The following is a 14,993-nucleotide window of genomic DNA, read 5'->3' as shown; positions in this document are numbered from 1 at the left end:
AGCTGGCCTGACGATCGGCCGCACAATAATTTCATAAATTACAGCCTAACTGTGACGTAGGTCGCTAAACAAAGGGCGCTTATGCGTTGGTCGTTGTTGTTAGGACGTCATGAATTTAGAGTGTGCCAAAGAATCATTTTGACTTTAGCGGAGCCGTAACGGAATGACAAAATTTGCTTTAGTAGGGGACGTTGGCGGAACGAATGCTCGTCTGGCGTTATGCGATCTGGCAAGCGGGGAGATCTCTCGTGCTAAGACCTATTCCGGGCTCGATTATCCCAGTCTTGAAGCCGTTGTTCAGGTCTATCTGGAAGAGCATAACGTCCAGGTAGAAGACGGCTGTATTGCCATCGCCTGTCCGATTACCGGTGACTGGGTGGCGATGACCAACCACACCTGGGCATTTTCTATCGCTGAGATGAAAAAGAACCTGGGTTTCTCGCATCTGGAAATCATTAACGATTTTACCGCGGTATCGATGGCGATCCCCATGCTAAAAGCTGAACATCTGATTCAGTTTGGCGGCGCGGAACCGGTGGAAGGCAAGCCGATTGCCGTCTACGGCGCCGGTACCGGGCTGGGCGTTGCTCATCTGGTACACGTTGATAAGCGCTGGGTGAGCCTGCCGGGTGAGGGCGGCCATGTGGATTTCGCCCCCAATAGCGAAGAGGAAGGCATTATTCTCGAAGAGCTGCGCAGCGAGCTGGGGCACGTCTCCGCTGAACGCGTCTTATCTGGGCCGGGGTTGGTTAATCTTTACCATGCGATCGTGAAGTCTGACGGGCGTCTACCGGAAAATCTGCAGCCTAAAGATGTGACCGAACGCGCGCTGGCCGATACCTGCATCGATTGCCGCCGCGCGCTGTCGCTGTTTTGCGTCATTATGGGCCGATTTGGCGGTAACCTGGCGCTGACCCTCGGCACCTTTGGCGGCGTGTATATTGCTGGCGGTATCGTGCCGCGCTTCCTTGAATTCTTCAAAGCCTCCGGCTTTCGCGGCGGTTTTGAAGATAAAGGCCGATTTAAAGCCTTCGTCCAGGATATTCCGGTCTATCTGATTGTCCACGACAATCCGGGACTGCTGGGCTCCGGCGCGCACCTGCGTCAGACTCTGGGACAGATTCTGTAAGCCCCGTCTCTTACCCGAATGAAATGATTATTCGGGTAAATCCTCTACAGATGCATGAGCTGGCGAAACTCTTTCACCTTGCTGCGGCTTACCGGAACCTGAAACTCAAGGTCGCGTAGCCGCAGAATATAGGTGTTGTTGAACCAGGGTTCGATTTCGCGAATTTTGTTCAGGTTGACGCAGTACGAGCGGTGACAGCGGAAAAAGTGCGCCGGCGGTAGCTTGTTGCAGAACTCCGTGATATTCATCGGCATCACGAAGGACTCCTTGCGGGTATAAACGAACGTCATCTTTTCATGCGCTTCCGCGTAGTAAATATCGTGGATGCTGGTGACGATAATCCGTTCATCTTTAACCAGATTAATCGTGTCGTTTTCCCTGGCTGGATTGGCCGCTGCCCCGCTACCGGCGCTGACCTGCTGCTGTTGCTGCCAGGCGCCGGTCAGCTTTTGCAGCATGTTGATAATGCGCGATTCCTGGTAGGGCTTGAGAATATAATCAAACGCCTCCAGCTCAAAGGCTTCCACCGCATGCTCTTTCCACGCGGTAATAAAAACGATAAAGGGCTTATGCGCGAACTGGCTGATGTTTTGCGCCAGCAGTACGCCATCCAGAGATGGAATATTGATATCGAGAAAAATGGCGTCGACTTTGTTGTGCTGTAAAAACTTCAGCACATCCAGACCGTCGTCAAAGGTGCCGACAATCTCCATTTCGCTATGGGTGTTAATCAACCAGGTGAGCTCTTGCTGCGCGAGGAACTCATCTTCCACAATGATGACCTTCATTTTATCTCCGCTCATGACAGCAGCGACTCCGTAGCCACCTGGGGCGCGTGTTGGGTTGGCACATAGAAGGCAATTTCGGTCCCCGGCGTCAGGCGTCGGATATGCAGTCCTTCCCCGTACAGTAGCTTGACCCGGTGATGAACATTGAGTAAACCGATTTTATTTCCCGGCATTTCGTCAGCCTCTACCCTCGCTACCACCGCAGGGTCGATACCGTTCCCCGTATCGCGAACGCTAATTCGTACCCGATTCCCGCACTCATTGATGCCAATGGTCACCACGCCTTTTCCTTTGCAGGGCTGAATCCCGTGGACGATAGCATTCTCCACCAGCGGCTGAATTAGCAGGCTGGGGATCATAAAGCTGACTTCATCATCAATATCATAAATCACCGTCAGCTTGTCGCCGAAGCGAGCCTGTTCAATCGCGATGTAATCCTTGATTTGATACAGCTCCCTTTTGATATCTATCTGTTCATCATCTTTTAATTCAATGTTGTAGCGTAAATAGCGCGACAAATTAAAAATTAACTGACGCGCGGTGTCCGGATTCATGCGAATCGACGATGAAATGGCGTTCAGCGCATTAAATAAGAAATGGGGATTGATTTTGCTTTGCAGCGCCCGCAGCTCGGCTTTATTGGCCATTTCACGCAGCTGTTCAGCGCGGGAAACCTCCAGCTGCGTAGAGATGATTTGCGACAGGCCTACCGCCATTTCCTGCAATGAGGAGGTGATGCGGTGTGCGTGGCAGTAATAGATTTTTAGCGTACCGGTGACGACGCCTTTTTCCCACAGCGGAATGACCAGCATAGAGTGTATTTCCGGCGTGCGATGAGCTTCATCATTGTTTTTAATAATGATTTTCCCATAGCGGATCGCCTGTTGCGTCGTTGGGCTGATAAAGTCATCGTTATCGCGGTAGTTGATTTCCCCGACGCCGACGTAGGCCATCACGTGCTGGGTATTGGTAATCGCGACGGCATCGGCACTGATATCGCGGCGGATAATGTCGCATACCTGACGCAGGGACTCGCTGTTGACGTGGCGAAATAGCGGGAGAGTTTTGTTGGCGATGTCGAGCGCCAGTTTTGCCTGACGGGCGGCGCTGGCTTCCTTTTCCCCCTCAACGCTCTGCACCAGCAAAACGATAAAGCCGATACATACGCTGCCAAGGATCATCGGAATACCAATCTTAGACACGATGTCTATCCCCAGCGCGAATGAAGGCGCCCACACGATCACGAGAATCATGGTTAAGGTTTCGCATAGCATCCCGGCGAGGATCCCCGCTTTCCAGCGCTGGGCTTTCGGCACTTTACGACCAATAAAACCAGAGAGCAGACCGGCGACAATGCTGGTAATAAAGCAGGGGACGGCGGTGACGCCATCAATATCAATCAGGTAGCGATGTACGCCGGCGATCGCGCCGACAATAGCCCCAACCCACGGGCCGAACAGGATCCCGCCGGACATGACCGCGATAATACGCACGTTGACCAGCGATCCCTCGACCGGTACGCCTGACCAGGTGCTAAAGAGGGCAAAGAGAGAGAAGATCGCGGTAACGGCCAGCAATTCTTTAGGGGTGTGCGCGGATTTATGCAGAAGTTCACGAAACAGGCGCAGGCGAATGAGGAAAAAGAGACAAATCAGCATTAATGCCGCGCGGTCAAAAACCGCCAGCAGCATAGTAAATATTTCGTGCATGTGTGCGCCGTGTTAATCGCGAGAAAGCAACATGATAGAAAACCTCGCGGCAGAAGGCCAGCTGAAGGCATGAATAGGGAAAAGTCTTACAAATAAAAGGGGATTAATAACAAACACCCGCGATTCAATAGCGTCTACGGATGAGCAAGCATTTAAGTAAAATTAAAGATATCAGCATGTTAATTTTGATGTAGTAGGCGAGGAGGGGAAAGAACGTTGCTGCCGTATTTAGTCGTACTGATGCCCGTTTTTATCGCCAGAAATTATTTTTCTCTGCCCCTCTCGACAGCAGGAAAATTTTCGGGTTATTTTCTAAACGTGCTGCACAGGCAGCAGCGTCGCTCGGACGGTCCGGGCGCTAACGTTAATCCGAGGAATCTATGGCTGAATTCAGTCCTGAACGCCGTTTTACGCGTATCGATCGTCTCCCCCCTTACGTTTTTAATATCACTGCTGAACTAAAAATGGCTGCGCGACGCCGCGGCGAAGATATTATTGATTTCAGCATGGGTAACCCCGATGGCGCCACCCCGCCGCATATCGTTGAGAAACTCTGCACCGTTGCCCAGCGTCCCGATACCCACGGCTATTCTACTTCCCGCGGCATTCCGCGCCTGCGCCGGGCGATTTCTCGCTGGTATCAAGAGCGCTATAACGTTGAGATCGATCCGGAATCAGAAGCGATAGTCACCATTGGTTCAAAAGAGGGGCTCGCGCATCTGATGCTGGCGACGCTTGACCATGGCGATACCGTACTGGTGCCAAATCCCAGCTATCCCATCCATATTTACGGTGCGGTGATTGCCGGAGCCCAGGTACGTTCGGTACCTCTGGTCGAAGGCGTGGATTTCTTCAACGAGCTTGAGCGCGCGATTCGTGAGAGTTACCCGAAGCCGAAAATGATGATCCTCGGTTTCCCCTCCAACCCGACCGCACAGTGCGTCGAACTGGAGTTCTTTGAGAAAGTCGTGGCGCTGGCGAAGCGTTATGACGTGCTGGTGGTGCACGATCTGGCCTATGCCGATATTGTTTACGATGGCTGGAAAGCGCCCTCTATCATGCAGGTCCCCGGCGCGCGCGATGTCGCCGTCGAATTCTTTACGCTCTCTAAAAGCTATAATATGGCGGGCTGGCGTATCGGCTTTATGGTCGGTAACAAAACGTTGGTTAATGCGCTGGCGCGCATTAAAAGCTATCACGATTACGGCACTTTCACCCCTCTACAGGTTGCGGCGATTGCCGCGCTTGAAGGCGATCAGCAGTGCGTTCGCGACATTGCCGAGCAGTATAAACGTCGTCGCGATGTGCTGGTGAAAGGGTTGCATGAGGCCGGATGGATGGTGGAATGTCCGAAGGCGTCAATGTATGTCTGGGCGAAGATCCCAGAGCAGTATGCGGCGATGGGCTCACTGGAGTTTGCTAAAAAGCTGCTGCAGGATGCAAAAGTCTGCGTTTCTCCGGGCATTGGCTTTGGAGACTATGGCGATACCCATGTACGCTTCGCGTTAATTGAGAACCGCGATCGTATCCGCCAGGCGGTGCGCGGCATTAAATCGATGTTCCGTGCTGACGGGCTGCTTCCCGCATCGGCTAAGTTAACCAGCGAAAGCCACGAATAAAAAAAGGAGCCGAGAGGCTCCTTTTTTTAACACCGTTAAAGCTAGATCATCAGGGCGAAAGTACCGGCCCAAACGATGACCATAAAAGAAATGCCCATTAAGAAATATTTCACGACTCATCACTCCGCGCTCTCGGCGAGACGCCTTAAATGAATTTGCTCTTCATTGCCTGCTCAGCTATCGCTCACGAAAACGACGCTTTTTCAGCGGGCGGTAGCTGTAAATTCTGAGCGTAAACGGCTCCAGATGGCGCTAATGTACGCCTAAAAAATGAGGGAAACAAGACCCATTTTTTTATTAATTTTTAGTTACTTACGAGTGTCGTGATTCGGCGACACATTAATTTCATTCGGTATTAAATTTCATTCTGGCGACGGTCATTAACAACAGTTTTTGTACTGATATAGTTATTTGATTTTGTGCTTTTTTTTGCCTGAATGCGGGAGGAGTTAACTATCCCGCATGAGGAGATAACGGGTTTAGCGAGCGGCTGAATCCTGATGTTGCCACTCTTGCGGGTAGCGTGCGGGAGCGAAACGCAGCGTTAAGGCCATTAAGGCCAGGACGCAGGCGGCGTGAAGCATCCAGTCGAGCTGGTAATTGCCGCTTAAACTCCGCAGCAGTCCCGACAGCCAGGGGGAAAGCCCGGCGACAATAAAGCCTACTCCCTGCATAAACGCGACCAGTCGGCCCGCAATGGCGGGGTGCCTGGCGTGATCGAGCGCCAGGACCAGACACAGCGGAAATGCGCCGCCAAGCCCAATACCGCAGCAGATGGCCCAGACAAGCGGTACCTGCTGCGGTAGCCAGATAAAACCGCAGAAGCCGACAAGCTGTAAGGCCAATGCCAGCATCAGAAGCGTTCGTCGATCCTCATGTCTGGCCAGGATGGGCAGCAGGAGCGCTCCGCCGGTCTGGCCGATGGTCATTAACGCCAGCAGGGTACCGCTGAACTGCGCGCTGTAGCCCGACTGCATATAGTAAGGCGGCAGCCAGGCAATCAGGCTGGCATAGCCGCCGTTGATCAAACCAAAATAGAGGCTAAGCGTCCACGCGCGACGATGGCGAAAAAGCGTGACCCGGGTTGTTGATGGCGTCCGGGCGGGTAACGTTCGGCTTAGCGGCCACCAGCAGAGGAGCGCGGCGGCGGCGGGTAACGCCCACCACGCAAGCGCGTGATACCAGATAGCGCTATGCTGCGCCAGCCACGGCGTGAATGCGGCGCCCAGGCCGCCGCCGCCCATCAGCGCCGCGGACCAGAGCCCCATCACCTGCGGCGTCCGACGATGAAAAAGACGCTTTATCACCGCGGGAATGAGCGCCTGAATAATACCAATGCCGATTCCGCCAAGGAGCGCGCTGCTGAGTAATAGCGCGCTCTGCGGCGCCAGTTCGCGAAGTAAAGCCCCGGCGACGATCGTTAACAGGCTGAGGGAGATACTTTGGCGCTCGCTGAAATGACGGTTAATCCAGCCGCCGGCTAGCGCCAGCAGACCCATGGCGATCACCGGTAGCGCGGTGAGCAGAGAGGCAAGCGTGAAGCTCATGCCGCTTGCCTGCTGGATCTGCGGAAGGAGCGGTCCAACGGAGGTCAGCAGCGGACGCATATTGATACCGATAAGCACCAGCACCAGCAGCATCGTGCCATTACGTTGCGTCAGGTTCATCGTTGAGTAGCCGGCGTTTGTTTCGCTGTGGGGAAGGTATTGAGGCAACTCATGCCGATCTCCTGTGGCGTTTGGTAAAGAATCGCGAGCAGAGTACGTAACTTATTTCATAAGTTAAAATACTTAATTATGATTGAGTTCATTTGAATTTCTTATGGATGAATTCATGCTGCCGCGACACCTCAACTACTTCATTGCCGTTGCTGAACACGGCGGCTTTACGCGAGCGGCAGCCATCCTGCATGTTTCACAGCCGGCTTTGTCGCAGCAGATTCGACAGCTGGAAGAGACGCTGGGAGTACGGCTTTTTGATCGCAGCGGGCGCAACACTTGCCTGACGGACGCCGGCAAGGTCTGGTTAATTTATGCGCGCCGGGCTTTACGGGAACTGGCCGAGGGGCAGCGCGCGCTCCATGACGTTGAAGATTTGCAGCGCGGTACCCTACGTGTAGCGATGATGCCAACCTTTACCCATTATTTTATGGGGCCGCTGGTGGCTTCGTTTTATCAACGTTACCCGAATATAACGCTGGATATACAAGAGCTGGCGCAGAATCGAATGGAGACTCTGCTGCTCAATGATGAGCTGGATATCGGGATCGCTTTCGACGGTAGCGATTCACGGGATATTGTGTCTCAGCCGCTGCTCTCTGAAACCCTGGCGCTGGTGGTTGGCCGCTCTCATCCTCTGGCGGCGACCCGCCGTGTGGCGCTGACGGCGCTCAATCAGGCGTCACTGATTCTGCTAAGCAGCGCTTTTGCTACTCGCGAGCAAATCGATCGCGACTGCCGACAGCGCGGTATTCAACCGAAAGTGCAGATGGAGGCCAACTCGATTAGCGCAGTGCTGACCGTGGTTGAACGCACGTCGTTGGCAACCTTGCTTCCTGCTGCCATTGTTCAGGGGCGTGACGATTTAACCGCGATCGAACTCGCGCCATCATTACTGGAAAGAACCGCGTGTTTGATACAGCGAAAGGGGGCCTGGCAAAGCGCCGCGACCCGAGAGTTTATACTAATGGCACATCAGGCTGCGTCAATATTGAGCGCAGGACAGGGATTTAACGAATCGACTGAGAGAGATTTAACGTTACGTTGATTCGCTGTATATAAAGTATTTCATATACATCAGGAGCGTTTATAGAGAACGATTTTATTATGAAGCCAGATTCATCTCTGAATTCATATTGAAATGCATTTCACATTTGCTACTGCATTGCGCGCCCTGTACCTATGGCGTTGTAATGATTCATTCTGATTTAATTAAATTAAAGAAGTATTATTCGAACGTATATTCTGACGCCGGAAGATTAATGCTGCCGTAGCTGGAAACCACGCCTTCAGACCTGAGTTTATCCATAGCTCTATTAAATATTTTACTTTTTTTGTTTTCAGTCGCGTTAAGCATGTTATCGCCAAAATGGGGATTGGATTGAATGATGTGATTGATAAATTCAATGAGCAACTTATTTTGCATAATCGTTGAGGGCGTCGCTATATCTTGCTCCTCAGATAAATGTAAGGTTTTTTCAGAAAGTTCGAGAGGGCGACTGCTGATGGTATGTTCATAAATTTTCTCAATCGCCTGACTCGTGATGTAAAGCTTACTCAGCGTGATGGTTGGCCTCTCATCCTCGTCGGGTATGAAGTGGCAGAAGAGGACATTGGTGGCCGGTGATATGATGCTTATCCTCTGCTCAGTAATAATGTCTTCAGGTGTTTCTAAGATCTCCATCAAATTTCTCGTGTGGCAGTACCATAAGCCAGAGACGGAAACCCGGAGTTTTAGCTGGGTAACAGGTATACCATATTGGGCTTCCTGATTTGCTTCACTATCATTAAATTTAAAAATTTTGTTAATTTTTGAATGCCGTGACCACGATCTTTCGCTTATGCTCAACTCATCAATATTGGGGGCGTTAAGAAAATAGAGATTATTACTGCTCTGGTCATGTTGGAACGCACCTTTTAATGTTCCGTTAGTTTTACCTACTTTTATGCACAGGCTTATCGCGCCAATATCATGCCAATGAAGCAGATCTTCTATTTCACAATTCAATAGTTTTTTAGCGCGAGATATTGAACAGTATTCCAGGGGGGGGAGATTGTTTAGTTTCCATATGTTTCTTTCTTTTCTTTCCATGGTCTATATCATCTTATGAAAAATAGGGGGTTATGGTTTTCTTAAATTGACCTCTATCGACGTTGCGACGATTTCGATTCATACAAAATATTTATCAAAACAGATATTCTATATCAATTGTTGATAGCGGAGTGCTATGTTGAATCCGGTCAGGATATTATCTCTCCTGTATGCTATCAGCTTTCCTGTAATAATTAAATGTATCGCTGCTAAAAAATTAGCATGCTCATTCATCTTGCTGCGGATTGATTGTTTTTGATTATTTTATTGATGAATTAAATTCGCGGTGATTATGTGAATTACTAATAATTCAGGAGGCGGGTAGTGAATTAATAAGCGGGTGATTTATCGAACGCGAAACCTGCTCGAAAAACGTCTGTTAGCCGATGTGAATGGCGATCGGACAGACGAGGGAGCGCCGCCATGGGTCAGGCCTGTATCGTGTAACTGCTTGTTTTGATGCGGGCTCGTGCGAAAAGAATCCTGCTATATCTGCCATAAGCAAAACAGAATCTGCCCTGCGGGAGTCACGCTGGCGTACGGTGGGGAGCATATTTTGAAAGTAGGGTGGGGTTATACCCCACCCTACTGTTGTTACTTTTTCACTGCGTTTTTGGCCGCAGTTTTTGCGTTGTCGCAGGCTGCCTGGTTTTTAGCACAGGCGTCTTTGGCTGCTTTTGCTTCTTTCTGCGCATCCGCTTTCGCCGTGGACTTAGCCTGGGCGCACTGCGTCGCGTTATTCTGGCAGGCTGACTTAGCCTTTGAAACGACCTGACCATTTGCCGCGCTGGCAGCGCCACAAGCCATAAGCGCACAGATACCCAGTGCCATTGCGAGTTTTTTCATCATATCTATCCGTATAACCAATTTAGGTAAGGCAACAGGCTGTCCGCAAGTCCCGTACAGAACCCGATTCTTGTCGCAGACATCCTGCCGCAATATGAAGCGGATGGCTGAGAAGATAGCCTTTCATCCGCCATAAACCGCCGGACGCGCTGCTTTTAAGCAACGCTGATACTGAAAGAACAGCAGTTCAGCGCATCCGGCAGCGGCAAGAATACGTGACGGCAGGGATTTATCTACCGGCATTGTTTTGCGAATCGTAACGCAAGGAAACAATCAACAATGATAACTACTGTGAATGATAGGGTTTAATTTATTACATTGATTTTAAATGAATTTATATTTATTGATGGGAAGTCAGGCCAGGCAAAAATATGAAAATCGCTGCGCGAGAAAAATATTCCCCCTCGCTGGCAAGCAATGCCGTGACCCGCTCTGATGCAATTCTGACCAATAATTCAGCCAGGCTGTAGGGCGCATCAGCGTCGGGGAAAAAGATATTGCGGAAGGCGCGCGGTTCACCCAATGGGAGCCTTAAGGTGGATTAACTATAATTATCGACAGCACGGATAGTTCAGAGCGTCAGTGTGTCAAAAGCTTACGCTGGGCTCCGTAGCGAGGGGCACTCGTTATAAACGGGTAGCACAAATGGCGGGAGTGCGGAAATGGAGCGCATATGAAGATAAGAGAAGTACTGATGACTATTGCTGTGCTGTATCCGGTAGCGGGGTACTCCGCGAGTTTTGATTGTCAGAAAGCGACGCAGGCGGATGAAAAGGCTATCTGCGCTAACCGGAGCCTGAACGATATGGACGTGGCGATGGCGACGAAGTATGAGTTTCTGCGGGGGCTTTTTCCAATGGGGACGCGTGGCGAGATGATGGACGCACAAAAAACATGGCTCCATAGCCGGCAGAAATGCGGCAGCGACAGCCGCTGTTTGACGAAATCATATGAAGACCGGCTACAGCAACTTGATGAGATCTATGCAGGAATCGATAAACCTCTGTGATTCATCTGCTTCGGGGCTGGCGTTGTTCTGCGGTGGTGATGATTAAACGAATGCTGTGAACGGAGGTGAATAATTCAAAAGTGTCCCCTGCAGGAATCGAACCTGCAACTAGCCCTTAGGAGGGGCTCGTTATATCCATTTAACTAAGGAGACATAGATATGATTGATTTCTAAGCGTTCTGCTTGTTTTACATGTTATCCCATTAGTTCTCGTATCATCAAGCACTTCGTTTCTTTTCTTTCCTCTCCCTTCGCATCCTTTCTGGGAGAAAATCATCTCGTTCACTTGCCATTGCGTACAGATTGAGTACAGAATGCTGAAGTTCAGTGTGTACAGGATACTAAGCCGTGGCCCTCAGCGACACCAAACTTCGCAGCATCAATGGTAAGCCCTACAGCGGCACGCCAGAAGTCACAGATGGTGACGGATTAAGTGTGCGCATAACTCCGACTGGAACGATTACGTTTCAATTCCGCTATCGTTGGAATGCCAGGCCTGTGCGCCTTTCCATAGGCCGCTATCCCGCAACGACTCTCAAAGATGCCCGAGTGATAGTCGGCGAGATGCGCGAATTGTACCTCAAGGGACTAAACCCTAAAAATTATTTTGCCAAAGAAGACGGAGAATTGACGCTAAAGGAGTGCCTGGATCAGTGGTGGAGCAAGTATGTTGAGACGCTGAAGCCTAATACTCAGACGCTCTATAAGTCAGTTGTGTACAACACCATGTACACAGAATTTCCAGATGCTCCTATCGTCAACATACCTGTTTCTGCATGGGTTAGATTCTTTGATAAGCAGGAGAAGAAAAACGGGAAAAAGGCCAGAGTGCTGCTTCTCCAGTTACGATCCGTGATGAACTGGTGTATCAGCCGCCAGTTGATACCCTCTTGTGAGGTTCTGAAGCTAAGCGTTAAGACTATTGGCAAGAAACCTGATGTGGGTAGCCGGGTTCTAACGTATACGGAACTAGCCAAAATTTGGTTAGCGCTGGAGAACAGTAAGATCGTTACCTCAAACAAGGTACTTCATCAACTTCTGATGCTTTGGGGGGCGAGGTTGTCAGAGCTCCGCTTGGCTAACGCCAGTGAGTTCAACATGGATGATCTGATTTGGACTACCCCATCAGAGCATTCCAAGATGAGGAACGTAATCCGTAGGCCTATTTTCGACCAGGTAAAACCTTTCGTTGATAGGTTGCTCAATGCTGGAAATAATGTGCTCTTTCCCGGTCAGGAACAGGACAAGCCCATAGATCGCTCGTCAGCTAATCTCTATATGAAAAAATTAAGGGATAAAATGGATATGCCGGAATGGCGAACCCATGACTTCAGGCGCTCGCTTGTCACGAATTTATCAGGGGAAGGGGTTATGCCCCATGTCACCGAAAAGATGCTGGGGCATGAACTGGGAGGAGTGATGGCGGTGTATAACAAACACGATTGGCTGGTGGAGCAAAAAGAAGCGTATGAGCTGTATGCCGATAAAATTTTGTGGCATGTTAAACAACTGGGTTAATGCCGCCGCTATCGATCCATTTCATTACAGCTTTACGGCTATATCGTGATGGATAAGTGAGGACCGGGTCGGGAAAACCGTGCTCTTTTCGTAAACGCCAGACAGCAGTTTTTTTCTTTTTGAGCAGGTCGAATACTTCCTGCTCTTCCATAAAATCAGTCGTAGTCATAAATTACCTCAATAACCCAAATTTACGCAGGAATCAAACGCTGCCAAATAGCAGACACGTATTTAGCCTGGTGTTTGGCATCAGCCAGTGCATTATGCGCATCACCCTCAAACGGCATTGCTTTCTTCGGGTCAAATCCGATAGTGCGGCCGAGAGTGACGATTGTCCGCACGTCATGGTCATTCCAGTATTCCCATGGGCAGGGCAGGGAAGACCGGTCATATGCACCGCGTAAAATGATATTGTCGAAAGTAGCTCCATTTCCCCAGACCTTCAAATATCTTGGATTATCGGAATGGCGGTTAATGAAATGGGTTAATTCAGATAAAGCCACAGATATCAGCATGGCATTATCAACGCAGATAGCGGAACGAGCTTCCGGGCTTTGCTTCAGCCACCACAGAATAGTATCGCCATCTGGCACAGCGCCCTGTTCCATCGCACTTTCAAGGTTAACGGCGGTATAGAATTCTTTCCCGGTTTCCCCATTTTGCGGATTAAAGAACACAGCGCCAATGGAGACGATAGGGGCCTTTGTATTTTTGCCCATGGTTTCGAGGTCGATCATTAAATGGTTCATGTTAAATATTTTTCCTGTTAAATGCTGGTGGAACGGCTGCGAGCATAGCTTTGAATGTCTCGATACGGGCGTCATGTTCTGCGCGTTCTTCTGGCGTCATAGCATCAATTTCGGTGCGGTAGTCAGCCCTGTTTTGCAATGCCATCAACAAGGTTGCTGTTTTGCAACCTTTGCCGAGTATTAGGCCGGGTTTTAATTCAACAGAGCACGGAAGAATTTCAGGAACTACAGGTGCTCGCTGTAAGCGACTCCCTTGTACAGCGTCGTCGAGTTGTTGCAAGAGAATATCGACCACAGCAGCAGCGTTGCGTACGGTGACTGGCCCGTCACCGCATTCGTAACCGCTGGCGTTCAGGCGTTCTACAATCGCCTTCAATTCAGATTCCGGTGCTGGCTGCGCGTGGCGATAGAGCGGAATCTTTTCCAATTGCTCATCATCGCCGTCACGCATAACCATAATTTCACGGCCCCGGTTAAACTCTTCAATCTCATCTCTGCCGACAACCCACGCTACCGGCTCGCTGTCCAGTGTGGCCAATAGATATTCAAGCGCGTCAACTAACGCACTGTCGTAAGAGTGCTCTGCGATGAGAGCGACAATTTGCTCTCTGGTAAATTTGCTGTTCATAGGTTGGCTCCTTTTGGCGTGCAGACGCCACGCAGCGCCAGTTCACCATCGTTAAGTTCTTTAATTTTGGCAAAGGCAGAACTACAAGCAGATTCTGTCTTAAATTCCTGTGCGGTGATTGCCGGCTTCGCGTCAGATGGGCTGTAGCTCCCGAACATCCAGATAATGAGAATCCACATCTACTCTGCCTCCCCAAGTACCCAGCGCAGAGCATCAGCGTATTCACCGTTGGCACCTTCGAGGGCTTTTGTGATTTCTTTGCGAGTTTTAATGCGTGGTTTCTTATCGCCGAGAACCTGACGCTGACGACGCGCTTTTTCATGACCGGTAGTGCCAGCGGTTGCCGCTTCGATTTCTGCTACCTTTTCCCGCTGTTCTTCGGGTTTTAGTGATGCCAGCTGACGCGCCTGGGTAATGGTCACTGTGCCGGACTCTACGGCGTCTTTGACTGCCTGAGTGGCGTCCAGCAGTGATAGGGTTGCACGCACTGTATGAATGCTTACACCAAACATCAACGCGAGGTCTTCTTCGTCATGCCCACGCTCCAGCGCCGCAGCCATTTTTTTGGCTTTCCCCAAAGGAGAGTCCTCCTGGCGAAGCTCATTGGTACTCACCATTGCCTGAGCCATGCGGTTAGCTGACCCGCGTTTAGTGACTGCCGGAACCAGTAGCGGGGTTTTCCCCTCGTTTGCCAGACGCTCGTTAACTTCCAGAGTATGGCGCACACGTTGACGGCCATCGACCACACAGGACAGCCCGGTTTCTGGGTCTTTCCAGACAATAATTGGCTCCAGAACCCCCTGGTCCATGATGTTCAGCACCATGGCTTCACAGAGAGGCAGGTGAATACGTTCATCGTAAAGGGGGTGAGCCTTATCAGTGACCAGATGCAGTTTTTCCGGTTCAAACATCAGAACATTGGTTTTGCCGCTGGCACCGTATGCATCTACGGAATTCTTAGCCATGAGTGTTGGCCCCGCTCAGGTTTTCAATCTGGGTGGCCATTTCGGTATTTTGGCTCAACGCTTCAGCAAGGGCGACATGCGTGACATCCAGACGGGATGCCATTTCACGCATTAGCTTTGCTTTTGCTGGTGGCAGGGATGGAGCTACAGAGTGAGCAGCAGCAACGAGTTCTTTCACTGTCATATGAGCCATGGGCATCTCCATTAGATTTTGGTTGCAGGA

The 14,993-nt window shown here is 50.5% G+C and carries 18 protein-coding genes and 1 tRNA gene; 5 read left to right on the top strand and 14 right to left on the bottom strand.

The window, feature by feature from the left end:
• Positions 1-163: 163 nt before the first annotated feature.
• Positions 164-1,129 (top strand): glucokinase, encoded by a 966-nt coding sequence (gene glk / locus MKleb_RS19770; protein ID WP_004852938.1) that lies wholly within the window; start codon positions 164-166, stop codon positions 1,127-1,129.
• Between the two features lie 44 nt (positions 1,130-1,173).
• On the opposite strand, the gene MKleb_RS19765 is transcribed toward glk, so the two are convergent.
• Both MKleb_RS19765 and MKleb_RS19760 read right to left on the bottom strand, forming a co-directional pair.
• A complete protein-coding gene (locus MKleb_RS19765; protein WP_025106647.1) occupies positions 1,174-1,917 on the bottom strand; it encodes a LytR/AlgR family response regulator transcription factor in 744 nt (247 codons plus the stop codon).
• A gap of 11 nt (positions 1,918-1,928) precedes the next feature.
• Positions 1,929-3,608: a sensor histidine kinase gene (locus MKleb_RS19760; RefSeq protein WP_161506375.1), complete on the bottom strand. Its 1,680-nt coding sequence runs from the start codon at positions 3,606-3,608 to the stop codon at positions 1,929-1,931.
• Between the two features lie 398 nt (positions 3,609-4,006).
• On the opposite strand from MKleb_RS19760, the gene alaC reads away from it, so the two are divergent.
• Entirely contained in the window at positions 4,007-5,245 is a 1,239-nt protein-coding gene (alaC, locus tag MKleb_RS19755; RefSeq protein WP_009654875.1) for an alanine transaminase, read from the top strand.
• A 41-nt stretch (positions 5,246-5,286) separates the two neighbouring features.
• Here the strand turns inward: alaC and ypdK are convergent, their stop codons facing one another.
• Together ypdK and MKleb_RS19745 are read right to left on the bottom strand one after the other, a co-directional pair.
• Positions 5,287-5,358, bottom strand: coding sequence for a membrane protein YpdK (gene ypdK / locus MKleb_RS19750; RefSeq protein ID WP_077777854.1), 72 nt, complete (start codon positions 5,356-5,358; stop codon positions 5,287-5,289).
• 366 nt (positions 5,359-5,724) lie between these two features.
• A complete protein-coding gene (locus MKleb_RS19745; protein WP_025106648.1) occupies positions 5,725-6,912 on the bottom strand; it encodes a cyanate transporter in 1,188 nt (395 codons plus the stop codon).
• 166 nt (positions 6,913-7,078) lie between these two features.
• Between MKleb_RS19745 and cynR the strand changes: the two genes are divergently transcribed.
• Positions 7,079-8,011: a transcriptional regulator CynR gene (gene cynR / locus MKleb_RS19740; protein ID WP_025106649.1), complete on the top strand. Its 933-nt coding sequence runs from the start codon at positions 7,079-7,081 to the stop codon at positions 8,009-8,011.
• Positions 8,012-8,191: 180 nt separating this feature from the next.
• Here cynR and MKleb_RS19735 read toward each other — a convergent pair whose 3' ends face one another.
• The 3 genes from MKleb_RS19735 to MKleb_RS19725 form a co-directional block, all read right to left on the bottom strand.
• Positions 8,192-9,055: a hypothetical protein gene (locus MKleb_RS19735; protein WP_025106650.1), complete on the bottom strand. Its 864-nt coding sequence runs from the start codon at positions 9,053-9,055 to the stop codon at positions 8,192-8,194.
• 594 nt (positions 9,056-9,649) lie between these two features.
• Positions 9,650-9,904, bottom strand: coding sequence for a hypothetical protein (locus MKleb_RS19730; protein WP_004852922.1), 255 nt, complete (start codon positions 9,902-9,904; stop codon positions 9,650-9,652).
• A 337-nt stretch (positions 9,905-10,241) separates the two neighbouring features.
• Positions 10,242-10,424, bottom strand: a complete 183-nt coding sequence (locus MKleb_RS19725) for a hypothetical protein (protein ID WP_177952542.1) — start codon at positions 10,422-10,424, stop codon at positions 10,242-10,244.
• Between the two features lie 150 nt (positions 10,425-10,574).
• Here MKleb_RS19725 and MKleb_RS19720 point away from each other — a divergent pair, with 150 nt between their 5' ends.
• Positions 10,575-10,910 (top strand): lysozyme inhibitor LprI family protein, encoded by a 336-nt coding sequence (locus MKleb_RS19720; protein ID WP_033836713.1) that lies wholly within the window; start codon positions 10,575-10,577, stop codon positions 10,908-10,910.
• Between the two features lie 81 nt (positions 10,911-10,991).
• On the opposite strand, the gene MKleb_RS19715 is transcribed toward MKleb_RS19720, so the two are convergent.
• Positions 10,992-11,063 (bottom strand) — tRNA-Arg (locus MKleb_RS19715).
• Positions 11,064-11,258: 195 nt separating this feature from the next.
• On the opposite strand from MKleb_RS19715, the gene MKleb_RS19710 reads away from it, so the two are divergent.
• A complete protein-coding gene (locus MKleb_RS19710) occupies positions 11,259-12,428 on the top strand; it encodes a tyrosine-type recombinase/integrase (RefSeq protein WP_217076143.1) in 1,170 nt (389 codons plus the stop codon).
• On the opposite strand, the gene MKleb_RS19705 is transcribed toward MKleb_RS19710, so the two are convergent.
• From MKleb_RS19705 to MKleb_RS19680, 6 genes are read right to left on the bottom strand one after another with little or no spacing between them, the layout of a single operon-like run.
• Entirely contained in the window at positions 12,412-12,597 is a 186-nt protein-coding gene (locus MKleb_RS19705) for an RING finger protein (RefSeq protein ID WP_217076142.1), read from the bottom strand. The genes MKleb_RS19710 and MKleb_RS19705 overlap by 17 nt on opposite strands.
• Before the next feature lie 22 nt (positions 12,598-12,619).
• Positions 12,620-13,177, bottom strand: a complete 558-nt coding sequence (locus MKleb_RS19700; protein ID WP_217076141.1) for a 3'-5' exonuclease — start codon at positions 13,175-13,177, stop codon at positions 12,620-12,622.
• A 1-nt stretch (position 13,178) separates the two neighbouring features.
• Positions 13,179-13,805, bottom strand: a complete 627-nt coding sequence (locus tag MKleb_RS19695; protein ID WP_217076139.1) for a hypothetical protein — start codon at positions 13,803-13,805, stop codon at positions 13,179-13,181.
• Positions 13,802-13,984 (bottom strand): hypothetical protein, encoded by a 183-nt coding sequence (locus tag MKleb_RS19690; protein ID WP_217076138.1) that lies wholly within the window; start codon positions 13,982-13,984, stop codon positions 13,802-13,804. The genes MKleb_RS19695 and MKleb_RS19690 overlap by 4 nt, the downstream gene beginning before the upstream one ends.
• Positions 13,985-14,770 (bottom strand): ParB/RepB/Spo0J family partition protein, encoded by a 786-nt coding sequence (locus MKleb_RS19685; RefSeq protein WP_217076136.1) that lies wholly within the window; start codon positions 14,768-14,770, stop codon positions 13,985-13,987.
• On the bottom strand, positions 14,763-14,963 hold the full coding sequence (locus MKleb_RS19680; protein ID WP_217076134.1) for a hypothetical protein: 201 nt from the start codon (positions 14,961-14,963) through the stop codon (positions 14,763-14,765). Before MKleb_RS19680 ends, MKleb_RS19685 begins: the two co-directional genes overlap by 8 nt.
• Positions 14,964-14,993 lie beyond the last annotated feature (30 nt).

This window comes from Klebsiella sp. PL-2018 (assembly GCF_019048985.1).
In the GTDB taxonomy this organism is placed as follows: domain Bacteria; phylum Pseudomonadota; class Gammaproteobacteria; order Enterobacterales; family Enterobacteriaceae; genus Klebsiella; species Klebsiella michiganensis.
The sequence above is the reverse complement of the archived record's forward strand: the minus strand, read 5'-3'. Positions and strand labels throughout refer to the sequence as shown.